The organism is Roseateles sp. (assembly GCF_039595295.1).
Taxonomy (GTDB): Bacteria; Pseudomonadota; Gammaproteobacteria; order Burkholderiales; family Burkholderiaceae_C; genus Roseateles.
Window position 1 is genome coordinate 148,506 of the sequence record NZ_JBCNLU010000004.1, and the last position, 23,794, is coordinate 172,299.

The window sequence follows — 23,794 nt, forward strand, 5'->3', positions numbered from 1 at the left end:
GACCATCGGGCGGCGCGGATTTGGGGCTCGGCAAGGGCTGGTCAGGTCTGGGCGGCGGCCGGCTCGGGGTCAGCGTGCGGCGGCCTCGCGGCTGGGGGGACTGCCACGCTCCCACCCTCTCCCCAGCCCTCTCCCGCCCCGCGGGAGAGGGGGACGAGAGCGTCCTACCCGCGTTCCCGCGCTGCGGAAGAAGGGTAAGAGCGTCCTACCCGCGTTCCCGCGCTGCGGAAGAAGGGCAAGAGCGTCCTGCATCCTTTCGCGCGCTGCGGAAGAGGGAGCGAGAGGGAGAGCGGGTGTGGGCGCGCTACACGCTGGGGCAGGTGTCGCGCAGTCCGCGCTCGAGGGCGTAGCAGACCAGATCGGCCACCGAGTGGAAGCCCATCTTGAACATCAGATTCGCCTTGTGGCTGCTGACCGTCTTGTGGCTGATGCCCAGCCGCGTCGCGATCGCGCCGACCGACTCGCCGGTCGCCAGCAGCTCCAGCACTTCCTGCTCGCGCGCGCTCAGCGCCTCGTGCGAGGCCTTGGGTGACAACGCTTCGAGCGCCAGCGCCTCCGCCACCAGGTGGCTGATGACACGCTCGCCCGAGGCGACCCGCACCAGCGAGGTCGTCAGTTCCTCGGCCCCCATGTCCTTGGTCAGATAGCCGTCCGCCCCGGCGTTCAGCGCGCGCTGCGCCATGGCGAGCCGGTGATTCAGCGTCAGCACGGCGATGCGCACGCCCGGGTGATAGGCCCGGATCCGCGTGATCAGGTTGACGTCCGACAGCCCCGGCATCGCCATGTCGACCACGACCAGATCCACGCCCGTCGTGCGCAGCAGCGCCAGCGCCGCGTTGCCGTCGGCCGCGTCGGCCACGACGCTCAGGGTCGGATGGTGCTCGAGCAGCCGCCGCAAACCCTCGCGCACCAGCAGGTGGTCGTCGACGATGAGCAACCGGGTCATTGCGCCGACTCCCGCGGCATCAGCGGCAAGGCGATGCGGATGCGCGTACCGCGATCGATCTCCGATTCCAGCGTCAGGCTGGCCCGCAACAGCTCGGCGCGCTCGCGCATGCCCACCAGTCCGTAGGCGTCCGCGCGACGCGAGCCCAGCGGATCGAAGCCGCAGCCGTCATCGGCGATCGTGATCGCCAGCAATCTCGGCGAGGCGTTGACGCTGACCTGGATGTGCCGGGCCTGAGCATGCCGGATCGCGTTCATCACCGCCTCCTGCACCAACCGCAGCAGCTCCTGCGCGCGGTCGTCGTCCAGCGAGACCGCCTCGACATTCAGATGCAGCACCGGCTTGGGCGCGGGCGGGATGACGGCGGCGCAGTGCCGGCCCATGCGCTCGATCATGGCGTGCAGCGCATGTGGCAGCCGGGCACCGACGGCCTCGGCGCGCAGGCCGTTGAGCACGCCCCGCAGCACCGCTTGCGCGCCTTCGACCTCGCCGCGCAGACGCTTGAGCGCGTTGCTCAGCGCCGTACCCGGCACGTGCCGGTCTTGCAGCGTGTGCAGCTCCCAGTGCAGCACCGTCAGGCGCTGGCCCAGGTCGTCATGCAGTTCGCGGGCCAGGCTCGCCGGGGAGGGCGGGGCCAGCGGCGTCGGGGTGTGCAGCATCGTGTCCATGAATCGCACTGTCCGCGTCGACCGCTACCGCCGAGTTACTCCGCGCCCGCCTTGTATTTCAGATGAAACCGCGCCATCAGCGGTCCACCGCCCTCGTGGACGAGGCGGACGAGGCGGACGAGGGAGGCGATCCAAGCCGATCGTCCGATCCTGCCGATGCGGATGCGGATGCGGATGCCGGCGCGATCCGGCTCACGACCGCCGCCACGGCCTGCGCCAGCTCGGTCGCGTTCAGCGGTTTGCGCACCAGCGCTCGCGCGCCGGCCGCGGCGACCTTGGCCTCGAGCTCCTCGCCGCCATAGCCGCTCATCACCAGTACCGGCAGCCCAGGCCGCAGCGTCAGCAGCCGGCGCGTCAGCTCGACACCGCTCAGCCCCGGCATGGTCTCGTCGGTGAGCACCGCGTCGAAGCGCTCCGGCGACCGCTCGAAGGCCTCCAGCGCCGCGGCGCTGTCGGTGAAGCCCACCGGCTCGTAGCCCAGCTCGGCCAGCAGCTCCTCGGCGAACTCCACCAGCGGCGCCTCGTCGTCCACGATGAGCAAGGTCTGACCCTCGCCGCGCGGCGGGGCCACGGCCTCGCGATCCCGGGACTGGCGCGGCGCTTCGCCCGCGACGGGGAACCACAGCGCGAAGCTGCTGCCCCGGCCGGGCTCGGTGCGCACGTCGATGACGCCGCCCATGTCGCTGACGATGCTGTGCACCACCGACAGGCCCAGCCCCGTCCCTTCCCCAACCGCCTTCGTGCTGAAGAAGGGATCGAACATGCGGGCGTAGACCGCCTCGGGCATGCCGGTGCCGGTGTCGGTCACGCGCAGTTCGACGTAGCGCCCGGGGGGCAGCGCGCCATGGCTCAGCAGCACGCGGCGCTCGATGAGGCGGGCGTCGACCTCGATGGCGAGCCGGCCGCCCTCGGGCATCGCGCCGACCGCGTTGCTGCACAGGTTGCTCACCAGCTGCTGCATCTGCAGCACGTCGCCCAGGATGCCCGCTGAGCCGGCGCGCGGGGCGAGCTCCAGCGTCACCGCCGGCGGCAGCGTGGGCACGACCAGCTGCAGCGCCTCCTCCACGGCCTGATCGACATTGAGCAGGCTGCGGTCGTGCACGCCGCTGCGGCTGAAGTCCAGGATCCGCCGCACCAGCAGCTTGGCGCGCGCGCCCGCCTGCATGATCCGGTCGAGGTGCCGGTTCAGATCGGCGTCGGAGCCGGCGCGGCGCTGGGCCATCTCGCCGTGGCCGAGGATGGCGCCGAGGATGTTGTTGAAGTCGTGGGCGATGCCACCGGCCAGCGTGCCCAGCGACTCCATGTGCTGCGCCTGGCGCAGCTGCGCTTCCAATTGCTCGCGCGCGGCCTGGTCGCGCTCGACCCGGCGCAGCTGGCGCAGCAGCAGGCTGATGGTCAACAGGCCCACCAGCGCCAGCACCAGGGTGCGGCCGACCAGCCCCCACATCTCCGCCCGCCACGGGGCCATCGCATCCTCGAAGTCCTTGGTGACCGACATCACCAGGGGCCGGTCCGACACCGGCAGCGACACGATGTACTTCTTGCGGCCGTCGACCGGGCTGAGCTCGACGCGGGCCTCGGTGGTCTGGGCGGAACTCAGGTCGTGGAAGACGCGCCCATCCGCGCGCGGGTCCGGCGGCTGGCGCACCACGAGGCGGCCGTCGTCGAAGGTCAGCAGCAGCGCGCTGGCGGTGCCCAGGTCGATGGCGTCGTAGACCTCGCGCAGCTCGTCCAGCGTGACGATGGCGGTGACCACGCCGGCGAAGTGACCCGCCGGCGTTTCAAGCCGGCGCGACACGACCAGGGCTGGCCGACCTTCGGAGCGCGTCACGATGGGCGGGTTGATGAACATGCCGGCGCTGCGCGAGTCGCGCTGCGCCTGGAAGTAGGGCCGGTCCGAGACATCGGCCAGCGGCTCTCCGGTGGGGCGCGAGCGGAAGCGCTGCAGGCCGGCGGCGTCCGTCACCGTCAGCACGCTGACCTGCGGCGTGGCGGAGGCGCGGGTACGCAACGCCGTCTCGATGTCGGTCGGATCGAGCTTGGCGCCGGTGTCGCGGTACCAGATCGAGGTGTCGGTCAGCAGCAGGTCCACCGCCTGCAGACTGCGCTCGGCCTCCTCGGACAGGGCGCGGGCCAGGTTGCTCAGCTCCCGCGCGGTCGATTGGGAGACCTGCTGATGCAGCCGCCAGGCGTCGTAGGCCGAGGATGCCGCGAAGGCGACGATCACGCCGCTGCCCACGCCCGCGATCCAGCGGCGCAGCGCCCGAGTCTCGCTCAAGGGCCGGCCGAGCTTCATGAGCGGCGCGGCAACTGGGCGATGGCGGCGAGCAGCTCCTCACGCCCGCAGGGCTTGGGCAGCAGGCCGATCAGCCCCAGCTCGCGGGCGGTCGGGGAGGAGGCGGGCAGGGCTTGCGCGACCTGCGTGGACAGGCCCAGCAAGGCGGCGTCGGGGTAGGTGGCGCGCACCCGGCCGACCAGCGTGCGCACGCTGTCGCGCAGCATGGGCAGGTCCAGCAGCACCAGATGAACCGCGGCGGCGGCGGTGGGTCGAGCGTCCATCACATGGTGACCGGCGGCGGCGAGCCACTCGGAGATCAGTTCGCGGATCGCGGGATTGTCGTCAAGAACTACGGCGGTGAGCATCGGCGGGGAAGTCGTTGTCGGCTCTCCCGTCCGGGGGATACCCGGACGCGCCTTCCGGACCGAGGATCGCGGGCCGTGTCAGGGCGCGCGTCGCGGGCGGGTCGGAAAGGGCGAGGTGTCGGAGAAGGGGCTGACCGTATTGGGGCGCCTTGGTGTTCCGTCATCATTACCGCCGGATTTCCTGGATTACAGCTGTAATGCGGGCCACCCCGGTCGCGGCTTTCTTAACGTGCGCTTCACGTGATAGCTTTGCGCCGCTCCGAGTTTTCCGTCCCCCCGTTTCCCGATGAACGCCCAGACGCCTGCCCACATCCTTGCCGTCGACGACGATCCGGCCATCCGCGAGTTGCTGGTCGACTATCTGACCGAGCACGGGCTGCGGGTGACCGCGGTCGAGTCGGGGGTGGAGATGCAGCGGGTGTTGCAGTCGCAGCTGGTGGACCTGGTGCTGCTGGATCTGCGGCTGGGGCGCGAGGACGGGATGCAGCTGGCGCGCTCGCTGCGCGAGGCCAGCCAGGTGCCGGTGATCATCGTCACCGGCCGGATGGATGAGGCGGACCGGGTGATGGGGCTGGAGTTGGCGGCCGATGACTACATCAACAAGCCGTTCAGCTCGCGGGAACTGCTGGCAAGGATTCGGGCGGTGCTCAGGCGCTATCAGCTGATGCGGGAGGCGTCGCCGGCAAGGGACGCGGAGCGGCGCGGGTATCGCTTCGATGGGTGGGAGCTCAATTTGCGCAGCCGCCGGCTGACGGCGCCCGATGGGGGGCGGGTCGAGCTGTCGAACGGGGAATTCAATCTGCTGCAGGCCTTTTGCTCGGCGCCGCAGCGGGTGCTGTCGCGGGATCAGTTGCTGGATCTGTCGCGGCTGCATGGGGCGGAGGTGTATGACCGGTCCATCGACGTGCAGATCTTGAGGCTGCGGCGGAAGATCGAGAGCAATCCGGCGGAGCCCGCTTACATCTGCACGGAGCGCGGCGCGGGGTATGTGTTCAGCGTGACGGTCGAAGTGCTGGAGTAGGGGCTGGCAATCCCTAGGCCGCGCCCGCCAGCGCGGCCCAAAGTGACTTTCGACCACTGCGCGTCGAAACCGCTGTCTCTAGAGTCCACGTCATGCAACCGACCGTGCGCCTCTGACGCGATGGCTGACCTCGACATCGACTCCCTGCTGGCCCCCCTCCAGGACGACGCCCCGTGTGGCGCCGACCTGGAGTACGACGGCGCGTTCCTCGCGATGCAGCAGGCCGGCGCGGGCAAGCCCGAGCAGCAGTACGGCGACACCATCATCCCCGCCGAGGAGCCCGACTGGGCCGCCGTGCACGAGCAGGCGCTCGCGCTCTCCCTGCGCACCCGCGACCTGCGCGTCGCCGTCTGGCTCGTGCGCAGCGGCGCCCGCCTGCACGGCTACGGCGCCGCCCTGCAAGGCCTGTCCCTCATCCGCGGCCTGCTCGAGCGCCATTGGCCCCACGTCCACCCGCAGCTCGACGCCGACGACCACGACGATCCCACCATGCGCCTGAACGCGCTGCAGCCGCTGGCCAGCGACATCGCGGTCTTCGGCGACCTGCGGGCGGCCAGCCTCACCGGCCAGCGCGGCGGACCGCGTGTCCGCGACGTCGAGCTGGCGCTCGGCAACGCCGAACCGATGACCGACGAGCCTGTGCCCTCCGCGCAGGGCCTGATGGACGGCCTGGCCGCGCGAGCCGCCGACGATCCTGCCTTCGCCACCCGGTTGCAGGACGGCCTGCCCACCGTGCAAGCCATCCAGGCCGCGATCGAGGCCCACCTCGGCCCTGGACAAGGACTCGACTTCACCTCCCTGCAACGCCTGCTCAAGCCGCTGGCCGTGGCGGGCGCGCAGCTGCAAGGCCAAACGACGCCGGCCGGGCAGGGCGCCGATGGCATGAGCGGCATGACCGGCGGCGTCGAGGGCTCCGTCTCGCTCGGCGCCTTCGCGGGCACGACGGCGCAACCGGCCTTCAATCCCGCCGCCATCAACAGCCGTGACGACGCGGTGCGCGCGCTGCAACGCGCGTGCGAATGGATCGAGCGCCACGAGCCCAGCAATCCAGCGCCGCTGCTGATCCGCCGGGCGCAGCGGCTGATGAGCAAGTCCTTCATGGAAATCATGCGCGACCTCAATCCCGAGGGCGTGCACGAGATCGAGAAGCTCGCCGGCACGCCGAGCGAGTGAGCCCGCCTGATCCGACGTTCGTTTCGATTCTCCGTCCCGATCCTTCGTTCCCTCAACGCTTACCGATCCACGCTTCAAGGAGCACCCCATGGCCACCAGCAGCCAGAAGTTCATCGCCAGGAATCGCGCCCCGCGCGTGCAGATCGAGTACGACGTCGAGCTCTACGGCGCCGAGAAGAAGGTCCAGCTGCCCTTCGTGATGGGCGTGCTCTCGGACCTGTCGGGCAAGCCGACCGAGCCGCTGGCGCCGGTCTCCGACCGCAAGTTCCTGGATTTCGACGTCGACAACTTCGACGCCCGCATGAAGGCCATGAAGCCGCGCGTCGCCTTCCCGGTGACCAACACGCTCACCGGCGAGGGCAACCTGATGGTGGACATCACCTTCGAGTCCATGGACGACTTCTCGCCCGCCGCCGTGGCGCGCAAGGTCGACGGCCTGAAGCAGCTGCTCGAGGCCCGCCAGCAACTGGCCAACCTCATCACCTACATGGACGGCAAGGCCGGCGCCGAGCAGCTGATCGCCAAGGTCGTCAAGGACGAGGCGCTGCTCAAGTCGCTGGCCTCGGCCCAGAAGCCCGCCGACGACGCCGCGCAGTAAGCGGCGCGACGCTCAAGCAGACACACGGACCACCGGAGCACACACCATGGCCGAAGAGATCCTCGCGCAACCCTCGGCGTCGCTGCAGGGCATCGAGTACCAGGGCGGCGAGTTCGCCTCGCTGCTGAACAAGGAGTTCAAGCCCAAGACCGACGAGGCCAAGTCCGCCGTCGAGCAGGCGGTGCTGACGCTCGCCCAGCAGGCGCTGTCGCAGACCGCATTGATCGGCAGCGACGTCGTCGTGTCGATCGAGGCGATGATCGCCGAGCTCGACAAGAAGCTGTCCGAGCAGGTCAACGCCATCCTGCACCACCCCGAGTTCCAGCAGCTCGAGAGCGCCTGGCGCGGCCTGCACTACCTGGTCAACAACACCGAGACCGACGAGCAGCTCAAGATCCGCGTGATGAATCTGTCCAAGGCGGAACTGGGCAAGACGCTCAAGCGCTACAAGGGCACCGCCTGGGACCAGAGCCCGCTGTTCAAGCGCGTCTATGAAGAGGAGTACGGCCAGTTCGGCGGCGAGCCCTTCGGCGCGCTGGTCGGCGACTACTACTTCGACCACAGCCCGCCCGACGTCGAGCTGCTGGGCGAGATGGCCAAGGTCTCCGCCGCGGCGCACGCCCCGTTCATCGCCGCGGCCAACCCCTCGCTGATGCAGATGGGCTCGTGGCAGGAACTCGCGAACCCGCGCGACCTGACCAAGATCTTCGGCACGCCCGAGTACGCCGCCTGGAAGTCGCTGCGCGAGTCCGACGATGCGCGCTACATCGGCCTGGCCATGCCGCGCTTCCTGTCTCGTCTGCCCTACGGCGCGAAGACGAATCCCGTCGAGGAATTCAACTTCGAGGAAGAGACCGGCGGCGGCGAGCACAACAGCTACACCTGGGCCAACGCGGCCTATGCGATGGCGGCCAACATCAATCGGTCCTTCAAGACCTACGGCTGGTGCACCCGCATCCGCGGCGTGGAGTCGGGCGGCGCGGTCGAGGGCCTGCCGGCGCACACCTTCCCGACCGACGAGGGCGGCGTGGCGATGAAGTGCCCGACCGAGATCGCCATCAGCGACCGCCGCGAGGCCGAGCTGGCCAAGAACGGCTTCATGCCGCTGGTGCATCGCAAGAACTCGGACTTCGCCGCCTTCATCGGCGCCCAGTCGCTGCAGAAGCCCGCCGAGTACGACGACGCCGACGCCAGCGCCAATGCCAACTTGGCCGCGCGCCTGCCCTATCTCTTCGCCTGCACCCGCTTCGCGCATTACCTGAAGTGCATCGTGCGGGACAAGGTGGGCTCCTTCAAGGAGCGCGCCGACATGGAGAAGTGGCTCAACAAATGGATCATGAACTACGTCGACGGCGACCCCGCCAACTCCTCGGAGACGACGAAGTCCCAGAAGCCGCTGGCCGCCGCCGAAGTGCTGGTCGAGGAGATCCCCGGCAACCCGGGCTACTACACCTCGAAGTTTTTCCTGCGTCCGCATTACCAGCTCGAGGGTCTCACCGTCTCGCTGCGGCTGGTGTCCAAGCTGCCCTCCGAGAAGGGCAAGTGACCGGAACCGATTCAAAAGAAATCGCGCGCGACGACGCGCGACGCGTCCAAGGGAGCGCTCGAAGGCGCAGTTCTCTTCACCCCCGGTTTTCGCAAGCGACAGGCGTCGACGCGGAGACCGTTTCACAGAGTCTTTCTAGGAGAAACCGACCATGACGATCGACGCCAATCTGAAGTTCGCCGGAGTCGAAGGCGAATCCACCCACAAGGACCACAAGGGCGAGATCGACGTGCTCGCCTGGTCCTGGGACGTGCACCAGGAGAGCACCGCCAACGCCGGCAGCGGCTCGGGCAAGGGCAAGGGCATCCCGGGCCAGTTCGTGTTCTCGCATTACTTCGACAAGGCCTCCCCGGTGCTGGCCAAGGCCTGCGCCTCGGGCAAGCACTTCGACCAGGCGGTGCTGACCTGCCGCAAGGCCGGCGAAGGCCAGCAGGACTTCCTGAAGATCACGCTCAAGCAGGTGCTGGTGACCTCGGTCGCCCCGTCCGGCGCCACCGGTGGCGACATCAATGAAGCCGTGTCGCTGTCCTATGCGGACATCGAGTTCGAGTACAAGGCCCAAGACGCCAAGGGCGGCCTGGGTGGCGCGGTCAAGTTCGGCTGGAACGTCTCCACGACCGAAACCCGCTGAGCGCGATCCCCGATCACGCCAAAGCCTTCGCGGCGCGACGTCCCCACGGGGCCGGCGCGCCGCGCTCGGACCACGAATGCCGGTGCCACGCGCATGCGAGCCCGTGATCGCCTGATCAGCTGATCACGCCTTCGCTCGATGCCGCCGTCATCCGTTGTCCATGCCGGAGCCAGCAATGATTTCGTTGACCCAGGGCGCGCAGAGCGCCGACATGTATCTGGACCTGTCGCTCAAGCGCGCCGGCAAGGTCAAGGGCGAATCCAGCGCCGCGGGCCATGCCTCGGACATCGTGGTCAAGGGCTTCAGCTGGGGCGTGGGCGCCGCCGGCGACGCCGTGGCCGGACAGGCCGCCGGGCGCCGCAGCTACCGCCAGCTCAGCATCGTCAAGGGGCTGGACACCGCCAGCACCGCGCTGATGAGCGCGGTGGCGACCAACGATGAGGTCAAGAGCGCCAAGCTCTTTCTGCGCAAGGCCGGCGGCGAGCAGGAGGACTACTTCTGCCTGACGCTGGAGAAGGCCCGCATCGCGTCCTACGACGTCGAGTGCGGCCCCGACGGCGCGCCGGTGGAACGCATCTCGATGAGCTTCCAGAAAGTCGCGGTCGAGTACCGCCCGCAGAGCGCCAAGGGCCAGGCGGGCGGCACCACGACCTTCAATGACGATCTCACTTGAGCGTCACCCGAGAACCCCTTGAGACCCACAAGATGAACGCAGTGCAGGACTTGCTGGCGGCGGGCCGCCCGACCGAGGCGCTGGCCGCCGCACAGGCCGAGGTCCGTCAGCGTCCGCAGGACGCGACGCTGCGCACGATGCTGTTCCAGCTGCTGGCCGTGACCGGCCAGTGGGCGCGGGCGGCGGCGCAGCTGGAGGTCTGCGGCGAGCTCGACGCGGGCACGCTGGCCATGGTCAACACCTACCGGGAAGCGCTCAAGTGCGAGCTGGTGCGCGAGGCCGTCTTCGAGGGCAAGACGACGCCGATGGTCATGGGCGAGCCGGCCGAGTGGGTTGCGCAGCTGATCCAGGCGCTCAAGACCGAAGCCGATGGCGACGCCGCAGGCGCGCGGCAGCTGCGCGCGCAGGCGCTGCAGGCGGCGCCCGCGAGCGCCGGCAGCATCGACGGCAAAGCCTTCGAGTGGCTGTGCGACGGTGATTCGCGCCTGGGGCCGGTGCTGGAGGCGGTCATCAACGGCCGCTACTGCTGGGTGCCGTTCTCCGCGATCGCCAAGATCCAGCTGGAGGCGCCGGCCGATCTGCGCGACCTGGTCTGGATGCCGGCGCACATCGAGTTCCCCAACGGCGGCGGCGCGGTGGCACTGATCCCGGCGCGCTATCCGCGCACCGTGGCTTTCGACGACGAGCGCGCCTGGATGGCGCGCCGCACCGAATGGCAGCCGCTGCCGGCCTCGGAGGAGGACCAGTACGCCGGTGTCGGCCAGCGCGTGCTGATGAGCGATCACGGCGACGTCGGCCTGCTCGACGCGCGCCTGATCGAGCTGAAACCCGCATGAACACGGGGACGGCGCGGATCGACGTCCCGCGCTCCGGCCTCGCGACGCGCCCATGAGCCAGATCCATCGCGACCGCTTGCAGCCTGCCCTGCTGGACCGGCTCACCGACGAGGACCCCTTCGACCGCGTCGAGGCCGAGGAGCGCCGCGTGATGACCAAGTCGCAGCTGCGCCAGGCGGTGCTGCGCGACCTGGGCTGGCTGTTCAACGCCATCCAGCCCTTGGGTCGCGAGTCCGCCCCGTATGCCCGCGTGGCCGAGAGCGTCCTGAACTTCGGTCTGCCGGCGCTGTCCGGGCAGCTGGCGTCCAAGATCGACGTGCACCTGCTGGAGAAGGCGATCCGCCAGGCCATCCTGCGCTACGAGCCGCGCATCCTGCCCGACACCCTGGAGGTCCGCGCGGTCGAGACCGACAGCGTGCTCGATACCCACAACGTCATCGAGTTCGACATCCGCGGCCATCTCTGGTCGCAGCCGGTGCCGCTGGAGATCCTGCTGCGCACGCAGATGGACCTGGAGGCCGGGCAGGTCGAGGTGCGCGAGGGCTGAGGAGAGCACCATGGATCCGCGCCTGCTGCGCCTGTACAACGACGAGCTGACCCACCTGCGCGAGGTGGGCGCCGAGTTCGCGCGCGACTTCCCCAAGATCGCCGCGCGCCTGGGCATGGAGGACGCCGAGGTCGCCGACCCCTATGTCGAGCGATTGCTGGAGGGCTTCGCCTTCCTGTCCGCGCGCGTGCAGCTGAAGTTGGACGCCGAGCACCCGCGGCTGATCTCGCATCTGCTGGAGTCCATCTATCCCAACTTCCTGGCGCCGGTGCCGTCGATGATGATCGCGCGCTTCAGCGTCGATCCCACCGATCCGAATCTGTCCAAGGGACATCCGGTGCCGCGGGGCAGCGTCCTGCAGTCGTCGGTGCCGCGCGGTCAGGACACGCGCTGCGAGTTCCGCACCGCGCATGCGGTCACGCTGTGGCCGCTGGAGCTGACGTCGGTCCAGTACTTCAGCCACGCGCCCGACCTGCCGATGTCGCGCCTGCACGAGGCCGCCGGCAGCCGCGGCGGGCTGCGGCTGAAACTGCGCACCGGCGGCGGCATTCCGGTGCGGCAGCTGGGCGTGGACCGGCTCTCGCTCTACCTGAGCGCGCCGGACGATGTCGCCTTCCGGCTGCATGAACTGGCGCTGGGCGCGCCGCTGGGCAGCTACGTCACCGGCGACGGGATCGAGGCGCCGCAGGTGGCCGCCCAATGGCGAGACGCCGGCAGCATCCGCCCGCAGGGCTTCGCCGCCGACGAGGCGCTGCTGCCCGAGACGCATCGCAGCTTCTCCGGCAGCCGGCTGATGCAGGAGGCGGCTGCCATGCCGCGGCGCTTCCTGTTCCTGGAGGTGACAGCTCTTGCCGACCGGCTGGCCCGCATCGACGGGAACGAGGCGGAGATCGTGCTCTTCTTCAGCCGCGGCGATGCGGCGCTGGAGGCGCTGGTCGACGCGGACAGCGTGGCGCTGCACTGCACGCCGGCGATCAACCTGTTCCCCAAGCGGCTGGATCGCATCCAGCTCGGCACCGGGAGCTGGGAGTACCACGTCGTGCCGGACCGCACGCGGCCGATGGACTATGAGGTCCACAGCCTGCAATCGGTGACCGGCTACGGCGCCGGCAATCTCGGCCAGCAGACCTTCTGGCCGCTGTACGCGACCTATCACGAGGCCCCGACCGAGGCGCCCGGTTTCTACACCGCGCGGCGCGAGCCGCGCTTGCTGTCCTCGCGGCAGAAGGACCAGGGGCCGCGCAGCGCCTACATCGGCGAGGAGGTGTTCCTCTCGCTGGTCGACCCGCGGCATGCGCCGTATCGGGAGGACATCCGGCAGCTGTCGGTGTCCGCGCTGGTGACCAACCGCGATCTGCCCATGCTGCTGCCGCACAACGGGGCCGGCACCTGGCGGCTGGATGCGGCGGGCCCAGTGCTCAAGGTCGAGGCGATGCATGGACCGACGCGCACGGTCAGCCGTCAGCCGGCGGGCGAGGCGGGCTGGAATCTGGTGGGGCTGCTCACGCAGCAGCAGCTGCCCTGGGCCGACGAGCCGCCCGCGCAGGCCGCGGCGACGCTGCGACGGATGCTCGCGCTGTACGGCCCGCCGGGCGACGCGGCCTGGCTGCGCCAGGTCGAGGGCGTGCGCGGCGTGAGCGCCAAGCCGGTGGTGCGGCGTTTGCCTTTCAGCGGTCCGTTGAGCTACGGCGCCGGCACCGAGATCGAGCTGGAGCTGGACGAGCTCCATTTCCAGGGTCACAGCGCCTTCCTCTTTGCCAGCGTGCTGGAGCGCTACTTCACGCGCTATGCGGCGATCAACAGCTTCAGCCAGCTGAGCCTGCGCAGCGCGCAACGCGGGCCGGTCAAGCGCTGGCCGCCGCGTATCGGCGGCGAGATCGAGGATGCGCGATGAGCGCGATGAGCACGGGTGACGAGGCGCTGCGGACGCTGTTCGACGATGTCGAGTCGCGGCCCTGGGCGCATGATTTCTTTGCGCTGCTGCGCCGCATCGAGGGACTTCGTCCGGATGCGCCGCGCCTGGGCCGGGCGCTGCGTCCGACGCAGGAGGCGGTCCGTCTGGGCCAGGAGCCGGAGTTGGACTTCGCTCCGGCCGCGCTGGCCAGTCTGACACGCGGCAACGGATCGGCGCCACGCTTGGGCGTGCGCTTCTTCGGCTTGCTGGGGCCGCAGGGGCCGATGCCGCTGCACCTCACCGAGTACGCGCGCGAGCGCCAGTACCAGCGCGGCGATCCGACGCTGGCGCGCTTCCTCGATGTGTTCCACCACCGGCTGCTGCTGCACTTCTATCGCGCCTGGGCGCAGTCGCAGCCCGCCGTTCAGCATGACCGGCCGGCCTCGGACCGCTATGCCGCCTGGCTGGGCGCGGCAGTCGGTCTGGCCGAGGGTCTGCAGCCCGGCGACGCGCTGCCGCGGTCCGCGCGCCTGCATCAGGCGGGGCTGCACGGCGGCCGCGCGCAGCATGCGGAAGGGCTGGAGAAGATCATTTCTCAGTACTTCGGCGTCCCGGTCCGCATCGAGCAGCACGTCGCTCACTGGCTGCCGGTCGAGGAGGGGGAGCGCACCCGGCTGGGCCATGCGCGCAATCGCGCCGAGCGCATCGGCCGGCCGCGTGCCGCGCTGGGCCGCGACACCACGGCCGGCAACAAGGCCTGGGACCGGCAGTACCGCTTCCGCGTGGTGCTGGGCCCGCTGACGCTGCGGCAGTACCAGCGCTTCCTGCCCGACGGCGACGCGTGGCGTCCGCTCAACGACTGGATCCGGCAGTACGTCGGCCACAACCTGCAATGGGAGCTGCAGCCGGTGCTGCGCCGCGACGAGGTGCCGCAGGCGGCGCTGTCGGGCAGCGCGCGGCTGGGCTTCACCTCCTGGACCGGCCGCGCCCGCGGCCAGCCGCATCAACACGACCGGGGCGACCTGCGCCTGCATCCGCGACAACGGGTGCGGGGCAGGGCGGCGCCACCGGCGACACAGGGAGCCTCCACATGACTGAAATCGCCCGCACCAGCCTCTTCGGCAAGCTCAACCCGCTGGCCTACAAGGCGATCGAAGGCGCGACCGTCTTCTGCAAACTGCGCGGCAATCCATACGTCGAGCTGCAGCACTGGATCTATCAGATCCTCAACACGCCCGATTCCGACCTGCATCGCATCGTCAAGCATTACGGACTGGACGCGGCGCCGCTGTCGGCGGACCTGATGGCCTCGCTGGACCGGCTGCCGCGCGGCGCGACCTCGGTGACCGATCTGTCGAGCTGGGTCGAGAACGCGGTCGAACGCGGCTGGGTCTACGGCTCGCTGATGTTCGGGGACACGCAGGTGCGCACCGGCCATCTGGTGCTGGGGCTGCTCAAGACCGCGTCCATGCGCAACGTGCTGCTGGCGGTGTCCAAGCAGTTCGAGAAGATCCATGTGGACGACCTCAGCGAGCACTTCGCGCAGATCACCGAGGGCTCGCCCGAGCGCTCGATGCGCGCGGCCGAACCGGGCGCCGAGCCCGGTGACGCCAGTGGCGCCATCGCGCCGGCGGCGATGGGCAAGCAGGAGGGGCTCAAGCGCTTCGCCGTCGATCTGACCGAGCGCGCGCGCAACGGAGAGATCGATCCCGTGGCCGGTCGCGACGAGGAGATCCGGCAGATCGTCGACATCCTGATGCGGCGCCGCCAGAACAACCCGATCCTCACCGGCGAGGCCGGCGTCGGCAAGACGGCGGTGGTGGAGGGCTTCGCGCTGCGGCTGGCGCAGGGCGACGTGCCGCCGCAGCTCAAGGACGTGTCGCTGTACATGCTGGACATCGGCCTGCTGCAGGCGGGCGCGAGCATGAAGGGCGAGTTCGAGAACCGCCTGCGCCAGGTCATCGACGAGGTGCAGGCCTCGCCCAAGCCCATCATCCTGTTCATTGACGAGGCGCACACCCTGATCGGCGCGGGCGGCGCGGCGGGCACGGGCGACGCGGCGAATCTGCTCAAGCCGGCGCTGGCGCGCGGCAAGCTGCGCACGATCGCGGCGACCACCTGGGCCGAGTACAAGAAGCACATCGAGAAGGACCCCGCGCTGACGCGACGTTTCCAGGTCGTGCAGGTGCCCGAGCCCGACGAGGCCAAGGCGGTGCTGATGCTGCGCGGCGTGGCCTCCATCCTGGAGAAACATCATCGGGTGGCCCTGCTCGACGAGGGCATCGAGGCGGCGGTGCGCTTGAGCCATCGCTACATCCCGGCGCGGCAGCTGCCGGACAAGGCGGTGAGTCTGCTGGACACGGCGTGCGCGCGCGTGGCGGTGAGTCAGCATGCGACGCCGGCGGAGCTCGAGGACTGCCTGCGCCGCATCCAGGCGCTGGAGGTCGAGCGCGAGATCATCGCCCGCGAGGCCGCGATCGGCATGGACGTCGCGGAGCGCAAGCAGCGGGTGGCGGCCGCCCTGGACGAGGCGCAGACGCGCAAGACGGCGCTGGAGGCGCGTCATCAGAAGGAGAAGGGGCTGGTCGACCGCGTGCTGGAACTGCATGCCTTGCTGCGCAAGGACGGCGAGGGCGCGCCCGAGGAGAAGGAACGCGAGACCTTGCTGACCGAGTTGCACGGCCTGCGCGCCGAGCTGAGCGAGCTGCAAGGCGATGCGCCGCTGATCCTGCCGACGGTGGATGAGCAGGCGGTGGCGGCGGTGGTGCAGGACTGGACCGGCATCCCCGTCGGCCGCATGGTCCGCAATGAACTGCAAGCGGTGCTGCAGCTGGCGGACACGCTGAATCAGCGGGTGGTGGGGCAGCGGCATGCGCTGGAGATGATCGCCAAGCGCATCGAGGTGTCGCGCGCGGGGTTGGACAACCCGAGCAAGCCGATCGGGGTGTTCCTGCTGGCGGGGACCTCCGGCGTGGGCAAGACCGAGACGGCGCTCGCGCTGGCCGAGGCGCTCTACGGCGGTGAGCAGAACGTCATCACCATCAACATGAGCGAGTTCCAGGAGGCGCACACGGTCTCGACGCTCAAGGGTTCGCCGCCGGGCTACGTGGGCTATGGGGAGGGCGGCGTGCTGACCGAGGCGGTGCGGCGTCGTCCCTACAGCGTGGTCTTGCTGGACGAGGTCGAGAAAGCGCATCCGGACGTGCACGAGCTCTTCTTCCAGGTCTTCGACAAGGGCTGGATGGAGGACGGGGAAGGGCGCTACATCGACTTCAAGAACACGATCATCTTGCTGACGAGCAATGCGGGCAGCGATCTGATCATGAAGCTGTGCGCGGATCCTGAGCTGATGCCGGAGCCGGATGGGATCGCGAAGGCGTTGCGGGAGCCGCTGCTGAAGGTGTTCCCGGCGGCGCTGCTGGGGCGGCTGGTGACGATCCCGTATTACCCGCTGAGCGAGGAGATGCTGGGGCAGATTGTTCGGTTGCAGCTGGGACGGATCCAGAAGCGCGTGGGCGAGAACCTGGGCGTGCCGCTGAGCTTCGGCGAGGACGTGGTGAAGCTGATCATCAGCCGCTGCAACGAGGTGGAGAGCGGGGGGCGGGTGGTGGATGCGATTCTGACCAACACGGTGCTGCCGAGGATCAGCCGGGAGTACCTGACGCGATTGACGAATGGGCAGGCGATCACGAAGGTGGCGCTGGCGGTGAAGGATGGGGATTTCGAGTACGGGTTTGATTGACGGTCTCACACCCTCTCCCGCTTGCGGGAGAGGGCAGGGGAGAGGGTCTTCGGTGGGCCCTACCTTGACTTGCGCCGTCGGGCATCTTCGTATAAAACGCGATACATGCCCGCCAAAGCCGCTCCCCTCACCAATCACCTCCAGCGACTCTGGAGTCAGGTCAGCGAGCGCGTCCGCGAGGCGCGATTGAGGCGGAACATGTCTGCCGAACAGGTGGCTCGCGAGGCGGGGATCACCCGCGTGACCTTGAGCCGCTTGGAGCGGGGCGATCCGTCGGTGACCGTGGCCACATTTCTCAAGGTGTTGGACTCGCTCAGGCTGAGCCAGGACCTCATTGGCGTGGCGGAGGATGCCGGGCGACGAAGCTCGGACGAACAGCTTCCTCAGCGCCGATTGCCGGCAAGAATTCGGGTCGACGCCTACCCACAGCTGCGACAGATTGCGTGGCACCTGCAACCAGGCGCCAGCCTGTCGCCGCCGGAAGCTCTGGAGCTCTACGAACGGAACTGGCGCCACGTCGATCAGCAGGATGTGCTGCCCCGCGAGCGAGCGCTCATCAAGAAGCTGGTCGATACCGTCGGGAAGGGGGTGCTGCTTGTTTGAACGGCCCCATCACCAGCACATTGCCGCGGTGCTTGCGCACACGAACACCGACTTGCTGCGGGAGAACCGTTGCTTGTTTGGCGGGGGGACGGCGATCGCGCTTTCCTATGGCGAGTACCGCGAGTCGGTGGACATCGATTTCCTGTGCGACGACAAGGACGGCTACCGGACGATGCGGTCGCTCGTGGACCAGAGCGGCCTCGCGTGGGCGTTCGGCCCGGAGGTCAAGATGGAGCGTGAGCCGCGGGTGGACCAATACGGCATCCGCAGCGCGATTTCGATGGGTGGGGCACGTCCGATCAAGTTCGAGATCGTCTTTGAGGGCCGCATCGCGCTCGATCAACCGAAACCGGCGCAGAAGGTCTGCGGGGTCTGGCGGCTGACCGACGTCGATCTGGTGGCCTCGAAGCTGATGGCCAATGCGGATCGATGGCGCGATGACAGCGTCATGTCGCGTGATCTCATCGATCTCGCGATGATGGCGGCCACGCCGGCGGTCATCGCCGCGGGGCGCAAGAAGGCCGAGCAGGCCTATGGCACGTCGATCCTCAACTCGTTCAACAAGGCGAAGACAGATTTCTTCGAGCGGAGCCAGAAGATCAAGGGCTGCATGCAAGGCATGGGCATGACGATGACGGAAGCGAAGCTGAAGGCCGCGGTGAAGCGGCTGAGCATTTGAATCGGCGCCGCAGCTCGCTCACCCCAGCCGATTCACCCCATACGAATCCATCTCAAACCCGTGGTGCCGCTTCATGAAGCTCGCCACGCGGCGCCCGTCCTCGACGGAGGCCACCTCGATCGGCGCGCAACGCAGCGTGACGATAGCCTTGCCGCCTTCGCTCGCCGGCCCAATGGCATGCCCGATGTCATCAATCAACGTCGACACGTCGTGCCTTGCCTGAACGCCCCCCATCGCGACCACCTCGAAGGTCGTCGCTTCCGTCCTCGGCGGCCAGAACGTCAGTGACTCCCCGATCGCCGGCGCCTTGGGCAGCCGGCAGTGCCCGAACACCGCGCACAGCGTCTCCCGCTCCTTGCCACGCCCGAACACCAGATCGATCCAGACGTCGTACAGGCGCTCCTCCTCGACCGGAACGGTCTGAGCCACCGGGGTCAGGACTTGCGGGGCCGGGGTCGACACCGAGGTGGGATCGGCGGCCGGTCGCGGACCGGCCCGACGAATCGCCTCCTGCTTCGCGATCGCGATCCAGGTAGCCTCGTCAGGGCGAAGCTCAGGATGGTCGTGGACGGCGCGCTCCACCGTCTCAACCAGCACCGCGCTCATCGCGCGATCCAGCATCTGCCTGATGTCCTCATGCTCGACGCCCGGCGCCAGCAGCAGTGCCTGATGCAGGGCGCTGTCCAGCGCCGCGACGGCGTCGATGCCGCCATTCCTCAGCGCCCGGGCCGCGCCCAGCGTCAGGGTCATGGGGTCGTGAGCGGGGGGAGTCATGGCGTACGGGTGCGCGGAGCTGAAGACGCCCGCATTGGATCACGACGCGCCTCTCGCATCGAGTGCGCTCACCGCCCCCGCATCCCCGTCGGCGCCCCCGCCCGAATGACTTTCGTCCGTTGTTGCCCGGCGGGGTCCCCCTAACACTCGGGGTGTCGACCTGACCCTCCGTGCCATGGCCTCTCCCTTCCGACTCAAAACCTCCCTGCCCGACGACACGCTGCGCGTGCACAGCTGCGTCTCGCGCGAAGGACTGAGCGACGCCGGGGACACCACGCTCACCCTGCTCAGCGAGCGCAAGGACATCCAGGCCGCCGACTTGCTCGGCAAACCCGCCTCGCTCACCGTCGCCCTGCGCGACGACATGCCGCGCCACCTCAGCGGCTACGTCACCCGCTTCGCCCAGCGCGGCTTCGAAGGCAAGCACTGCGTCTACGAGATGCAGCTCAAGCCCTGGCTCTGGCTGCTCACCCGGACCTCGGACTGCCGCATCTTCCAGGAGATGTCCGTCCCCGACATCGTCAAGCAGGTCTTCGAGGACCACCCCGTCGCGCGCTACGAGTTCAAGCTCCTGCGCCCCTATCGCAGCTGGAACTACTGCGTCCAGTACCGCGAGACCGACTTCAACTTCGTCGCCCGATTGCTCGAGCACGAGGGCATCTACTGGTACGTCGAGCACGACGAGTCCGGTCACAAGGTCATCCTCTGCGACTCCGCCAGCGGCCACGACGCCGCGCCCGGTTGCGAGTCGCTGCCGTTCTACGGCTCGGGCGCGCAGGCCGCGCCGCAGCTCGAGTACGTGCAGAGCTGGACCAGCGCCCAATGCGTCAAGCCGGGCAAGGTCGTCATCACCGACTACGACTTCCAGCGGCCTTCCAGCGGCCTGGAGACCTCGCAGAACCGCAAGCGCGACTACGACCTGTCCGACGGCGAGGTCTTCGACTACCCCGGCGGCTACATCCAGACCGGCGACGGCTCGCAGTACGTCGAAGATCGGCTCGACGAGCTGCAGACGGGCTTCGAGACCTACGACGGCTCGACGAATGCGCAGGGCGTCCGTACCGGTCATCTGCTCTCGTTGACACGCCATCCGCGCGAGACCGAAAACGCGCAGTACCTGGTCACCGGCACCCTGCTCAACGTGCAGCAGGCCGCGTCGGAGGCGGGCTCGGGCGAGACCTCGCTGCGCTGCAGCTTCAGCTGCATTCCCGCCGCGCAGCAGTACCGGCCGCCGCGCCGCACGCCCAAGCCGCTGGTGCCCGGCCCGCAGACGGCCATCGTCACCGGCCCTGCTGGCGAGGAGATCCACACCGACAAGTTCGGCCGCGTGAAAGTGCAGTTCCACTGGGACCGCCGCGGTCAGCGCAACGAGCGCAGCTCCTGCTGGGTCAGCGTCGCCCATCCCTGGGCGGGCTCCAACTTCGGCGGCATCCACATCCCGCGCATCGGCCAGGAAGTCATCGTCGGCTTCATCGAGGGCGATCCCGATGCGCCCATCATCATCGGCCGCACCTACAACGGCGAGAATCTGCCGCCCTGGGACCTGCCGGCCAACGCCACGCAGAGCGGCTTCCTGACGCGCTCGACCAAGGGCGGCAGCTACGGCAACGCCAACGCGATCCGCTTCGAGGACAAGCAGGGCGCCGAGCAGCTGTGGATCCACGCCGAGAAGAACCAGGACATCGAGGTCGAGAACGACGAGACCCATTGGGTGGGCCGCGATCGGACCAAGACCATCGACCGGCACGAGACGGTCTTCGTGAAGGGAAACCGCACCGAAACCGTCGATCTGGACGAGACCATCACCGTGCATCAGAACCGCACGGAGCGCGTTGACCTCAACGAGACGGTCTCCATCGGGGACAACCGCTCGGTGACCATCGGCGGATTCAAGTCCGAGACCATCGCGCTGGCGAAGGCGGAGACCATCGGACTGGGCAAGGCGCTGACCATCGGGGCGGCGTATCAGACGACGGTGGGCGGGTTCATGAACACGACGGTCGCGCTCCAGCAGTCCGCGCAGATCGGGCTGAACAAGTCGACGACGGTGGGCAAGACCTACTCCATCGACGCGGGCGACGAGTTCCAGATCACCGTCGGCAAGGCCAGCCTGGTCATGAAGTCGGATGGGACGGTGCTGATCAACGGCACGCAGTTCGACTTCTCGGCCAGCGGACCGGTTGCCATCAACGGCAAAGACGTGGACATCAACTGATCGCCGCGTCGCATGGAATTCAGGAATCACACGCCGTTCCCGGGCTTGGCATTTCAGGGCGTCGATCAACGATCCCAAGCGTTTCACGTCGCCGTGCTCCGGCAGACGCTGACCTGGAATGACGCGGCGACGATGCGATTTGCCGACGAGCAGCTGCCGTTGTGCGAAGCGGACCTCGCGCTCTCGCCGGATCCCGACTCGCCCGTGCTGCAGGAATCGGATCTCTGCCACTTCAAGCCACGCTGCGATGTGATCGTCAACGCGACGGGGTATGCGCCGTCGCTCCCCAAGGCCGTGGCGTCGACCACCTTCCTCGTCGGCCTGCGCGTCAGCCGAGGCAATGAATTGCTGATCAACAAGGCCCTGCGCGTGCATGGCCCGCGTGACTTCGTCCAGGCCAGGAACATCCAGTCGAAGCGCCTTGAATGGCGCTTGACCCCGGCCGAGCCGATCGCGTCCTTGGCCTTGGACCTGCGCAGTGCCTGGGGCGGAGCCTGCCGCGTGGACGCAGGGACGGCGGCCGGTCAGCGTTGGCTGGACGACACCGGTGCGAAGAGCGCGGCCCCCGACGGCGCGCCCTTGAAGTGGGAGCACTGCGCGGAGAACGCTGCGGGCAGGGGCTTCATGAGGGATTGGTATCTGACGGCGGCCGGCGTGGAGCGGGTCCCCGCGCCGCAGCTCGAGACCATCGCTCAGCCGATCGGGGTCCGGCATCTGGAGGCGGTGCTCGCCGGAGACGACGCAGGATCCGAGGGGCTCGTCGCCGGACTGGGCGTGAGGCCCAAGGGCCATCCCGCGCGGGCGGCGATGGTCGGGACGGTGGATGAGGCCTTCATCTCCGGCGAGGATCCGCTGCCCGCGGACTTCGACTTCGCCGTGTGGAACGCCGCCTGGCCCGATCAGCAGGTGGATGAACTCCACGGTGATGAGCTCATTGAACTGGTGAACCTGGCCAACCCGCGCGATCGCGCCTTGCAAAGAGATGCGCACGGCAACTCCCGTCTGGTGCTGGCGCTGCCGGGTCACCGACCGTTCGTGCTGGTGCGATTCGAATCGGGTGCCATGGGCGAGCTGCCCGCCCGATTGGACACCGTCATCGTGGAGCCGGACCGTCGGCTGGTCCACCTCGTATGGCGTGCGGTGCTGGCGACGCAGCCGGCCGTGCGGGTGATCGAGTACCGCATGCTGGATCGCGACGTCGTCCAGGGCCACGCGGCGGGCGGTGCGGATCGGGACGCCGGTCGCCCGGGAGACGCCCATGGCGGCTAACCTCGGCGCCCGCAAGGACGGTGCATTCAAGGCGGTCTCGACCGCGCCCAGCATCAACAAGACGCCGGTCGGCAGCGCGACGCCGCCGCTGCCGTATCCCGTCACGCAAGACCTGGGCAGCAGCCAGGGGACCGTGGCGAGCGTGCGCTTCAACGGCGATCCGGCCTATGTGCTGAATCAGAGCTCGCAACCGAGTTGCGTTGGCGATGCGGCGGGCGCGGCCAAGGGCGTCAAGAGCGGGACGGTCAGCGGCGAGGTCAAGCCGGTCCGCGCCAGCACGACGGTGCGAGCGGGGAAGAAGCCGGTCCTGCGGGTGAACGATCCCTGCACGCTGAACGGGGGCAACTGCCCGGGAATCTATGTATCGCAGTCGGCGCCGGGATCGTCGCTGTCCGGCGGCGCGGCGCCGGCTGCCAACCCGCCCGCGGCGCCGGAGACGCCGGCCGAGGAGGGCTGGTGGAGCAAGGCCAGTCCCTGGGTGCATGGCGCGCTGGGCGTGGCGAGCTTCGTGCCGGGGCTGTCGGTGGTCACTGGCGGCGCCGACGCCTTGATCTACGCCGCTGAGGGCAATGTGGTCGAGGCCGGACTCTCGGCGGCCAGCATGATTCCGGGCGGCAAGGTGGTGACCACCGCGGGCAAGGCGGTGAAGGGCGCGGCCGGGTTGATGAAGGGCGCTCATGCCGCCGAAGAGGCGGCGAAGGCGGCCAAGGTTGCCGAGGAGGCCGCGCAGGCCGCCAAGCTGGCCAAGGAGGCCAAGCTCGCGAAGGAGGCGGAAGAGGCGGCGCGGCTGAAGAAGGCCGAGGAAGAGGCCCGCCATGCGAAGAAGCCTGATGCGGAGCCTGAAGCAGGAGCGGGTGGCAAGGGTGGGCGTGACGGCAAGAAGATCAAGCCCAAGAAGAAACTGAAGTGCGGCGAGTACGGCAAGTACGGGGATCTGAAGAAGAAGACCGGCGACGGCAAGTTCGATCGGGATCACATTCCGTCGAAGGCGGCGTTGAAGAAGCGTGCCGCCGAGTTGCTGAACCGCAAGCTCAAGCCAGCCGAAGAGAGGGCCATTGATAATGCCGCCGCGGCCATTGCGATCCCGCGTCAAGCGCACATCGACATCAGCCCCACGCATGGCCAGTCGCCGCTGGAGGCCGCGAAGGACGCGAAGGACCTCGCGGGCTCGGCCCGGCGCGACGTCGAGGCGATGCTGGGAAAGATCGACGAATACGATGCGGACGGTGGATGCAAGAAGGCCTATCAAAAGGCGGCCGGCCGCGTCCTGCGAATGAGCAACAAGGACTTCGACAAGTTCCTGGTCGACACCATCAAAAAGCTGAAATGAGAGAGC

21 protein-coding genes are annotated in these 23,794 nt (G+C 68.8%); 16 read left to right on the plus strand and 5 right to left on the minus strand.

Features of this window, described 5'->3' with window-relative positions; genetic code table 11:
• Positions 1–304: 304 nt before the first annotated feature.
• From ABDW59_RS04985 to ABDW59_RS05000, 4 genes are all read right to left on the minus strand, one after another.
• A complete protein-coding gene (locus ABDW59_RS04985) occupies positions 305–946 on the minus strand; it encodes a response regulator transcription factor (protein ID WP_343628401.1) in 642 nt (213 codons plus the stop codon).
• Positions 943–1,614 carry an ATP-binding protein gene (locus tag ABDW59_RS04990; RefSeq protein ID WP_343628402.1) on the minus strand — a complete coding sequence of 224 codons (672 nt, stop codon included), beginning with the start codon at positions 1,612–1,614 and terminating at the stop codon, positions 943–945. The genes ABDW59_RS04985 and ABDW59_RS04990 overlap by 4 nt, the downstream gene beginning before the upstream one ends.
• Positions 1,615–1,690: 76 nt before the next feature.
• Complete coding sequence (locus tag ABDW59_RS04995; protein WP_343628403.1) at positions 1,691–3,892, minus strand: ATP-binding protein; 2,202 nt, start codon at positions 3,890–3,892, stop codon at positions 1,691–1,693.
• A gap of 14 nt (positions 3,893–3,906) precedes the next feature.
• Positions 3,907–4,257 carry a response regulator gene (locus tag ABDW59_RS05000; RefSeq protein WP_343628404.1) on the minus strand — a complete coding sequence of 117 codons (351 nt, stop codon included), beginning with the start codon at positions 4,255–4,257 and terminating at the stop codon, positions 3,907–3,909.
• 286 nt (positions 4,258–4,543) lie between these two features.
• Here ABDW59_RS05000 and ABDW59_RS05005 point away from each other — a divergent pair, with 286 nt between their 5' ends.
• The 13 genes from ABDW59_RS05005 to ABDW59_RS05065 all read left to right on the plus strand — a co-directional run bounded on the left by ABDW59_RS05005 (position 4,544) and on the right by ABDW59_RS05065 (position 18,200).
• Positions 4,544–5,278 (plus strand): response regulator, encoded by a 735-nt coding sequence (locus ABDW59_RS05005; RefSeq protein WP_343628405.1) that lies wholly within the window; start codon positions 4,544–4,546, stop codon positions 5,276–5,278.
• Between the two features lie 120 nt (positions 5,279–5,398).
• Positions 5,399–6,451, plus strand: coding sequence for a type VI secretion system protein TssA (gene tssA / locus ABDW59_RS05010; RefSeq protein ID WP_343628407.1), 1,053 nt, complete (start codon positions 5,399–5,401; stop codon positions 6,449–6,451).
• An 88-nt stretch (positions 6,452–6,539) separates the two neighbouring features.
• Positions 6,540–7,049, plus strand: coding sequence for a type VI secretion system contractile sheath small subunit (gene tssB, locus ABDW59_RS05015; RefSeq protein ID WP_343628409.1), 510 nt, complete (start codon positions 6,540–6,542; stop codon positions 7,047–7,049).
• Positions 7,050–7,095: 46 nt separating this feature from the next.
• On the plus strand, positions 7,096–8,595 hold the full coding sequence (gene tssC, locus ABDW59_RS05020) for a type VI secretion system contractile sheath large subunit (protein WP_343628411.1): 1,500 nt from the start codon (positions 7,096–7,098) through the stop codon (positions 8,593–8,595).
• Between the two features lie 151 nt (positions 8,596–8,746).
• Positions 8,747–9,226, plus strand: coding sequence for a type VI secretion system tube protein Hcp (locus ABDW59_RS05025; RefSeq protein WP_343628412.1), 480 nt, complete (start codon positions 8,747–8,749; stop codon positions 9,224–9,226).
• A gap of 175 nt (positions 9,227–9,401) precedes the next feature.
• The gene (locus ABDW59_RS05030) at positions 9,402–9,899 is read left to right on the plus strand and encodes a type VI secretion system tube protein Hcp (RefSeq protein WP_343628413.1); all 498 of its coding nucleotides are present in this window, start codon (positions 9,402–9,404) and stop codon (positions 9,897–9,899) included.
• Between the two features lie 32 nt (positions 9,900–9,931).
• Positions 9,932–10,735, plus strand: coding sequence for a type VI secretion system accessory protein TagJ (locus ABDW59_RS05035; protein WP_343628414.1), 804 nt, complete (start codon positions 9,932–9,934; stop codon positions 10,733–10,735).
• A 52-nt stretch (positions 10,736–10,787) separates the two neighbouring features.
• Positions 10,788–11,282 carry a type VI secretion system baseplate subunit TssE gene (tssE, locus tag ABDW59_RS05040; RefSeq protein WP_343628415.1) on the plus strand — a complete coding sequence of 165 codons (495 nt, stop codon included), beginning with the start codon at positions 10,788–10,790 and terminating at the stop codon, positions 11,280–11,282.
• Positions 11,283–11,292: 10 nt separating this feature from the next.
• Positions 11,293–13,176: a type VI secretion system baseplate subunit TssF gene (gene tssF, locus ABDW59_RS05045; protein ID WP_343628416.1), complete on the plus strand. Its 1,884-nt coding sequence runs from the start codon at positions 11,293–11,295 to the stop codon at positions 13,174–13,176.
• On the plus strand, positions 13,173–14,270 hold the full coding sequence (tssG, locus tag ABDW59_RS05050) for a type VI secretion system baseplate subunit TssG (RefSeq protein WP_343628417.1): 1,098 nt from the start codon (positions 13,173–13,175) through the stop codon (positions 14,268–14,270). The genes tssF and tssG overlap by 4 nt, the downstream gene beginning before the upstream one ends.
• The gene (gene tssH / locus ABDW59_RS05055; protein WP_343628418.1) at positions 14,267–16,918 is read left to right on the plus strand and encodes a type VI secretion system ATPase TssH; all 2,652 of its coding nucleotides are present in this window, start codon (positions 14,267–14,269) and stop codon (positions 16,916–16,918) included. Before tssG ends, tssH begins: the two co-directional genes overlap by 4 nt.
• 105 nt (positions 16,919–17,023) lie before the next feature.
• A complete protein-coding gene (locus ABDW59_RS05060) occupies positions 17,024–17,521 on the plus strand; it encodes a helix-turn-helix transcriptional regulator (RefSeq protein WP_343628419.1) in 498 nt (165 codons plus the stop codon).
• A gap of 28 nt (positions 17,522–17,549) precedes the next feature.
• A complete protein-coding gene (locus ABDW59_RS05065) occupies positions 17,550–18,200 on the plus strand; it encodes a nucleotidyl transferase AbiEii/AbiGii toxin family protein (protein WP_343628420.1) in 651 nt (216 codons plus the stop codon).
• A gap of 18 nt (positions 18,201–18,218) precedes the next feature.
• On the opposite strand, the gene ABDW59_RS05070 is transcribed toward ABDW59_RS05065, so the two are convergent.
• Positions 18,219–18,950: a hypothetical protein gene (locus tag ABDW59_RS05070; RefSeq protein ID WP_343628421.1), complete on the minus strand. Its 732-nt coding sequence runs from the start codon at positions 18,948–18,950 to the stop codon at positions 18,219–18,221.
• A 199-nt stretch (positions 18,951–19,149) separates the two neighbouring features.
• Between ABDW59_RS05070 and tssI the strand changes: the two genes are divergently transcribed.
• The 3 genes from tssI to ABDW59_RS05085 are packed head-to-tail and all read left to right on the plus strand — an operon-like array spanning position 19,150 to position 23,788.
• The gene (tssI, locus tag ABDW59_RS05075; RefSeq protein ID WP_343628422.1) at positions 19,150–21,189 is read left to right on the plus strand and encodes a type VI secretion system tip protein TssI/VgrG; all 2,040 of its coding nucleotides are present in this window, start codon (positions 19,150–19,152) and stop codon (positions 21,187–21,189) included.
• Positions 21,190–21,201: 12 nt separating this feature from the next.
• Positions 21,202–22,458 (plus strand): DUF2169 domain-containing protein, encoded by a 1,257-nt coding sequence (locus ABDW59_RS05080; RefSeq protein ID WP_343628423.1) that lies wholly within the window; start codon positions 21,202–21,204, stop codon positions 22,456–22,458.
• Positions 22,448–23,788: a PAAR-like domain-containing protein gene (locus ABDW59_RS05085; protein WP_343628424.1), complete on the plus strand. Its 1,341-nt coding sequence runs from the start codon at positions 22,448–22,450 to the stop codon at positions 23,786–23,788. The genes ABDW59_RS05080 and ABDW59_RS05085 overlap by 11 nt, the downstream gene beginning before the upstream one ends.
• The last annotated feature ends 6 nt before the right edge of the window (positions 23,789–23,794 follow it).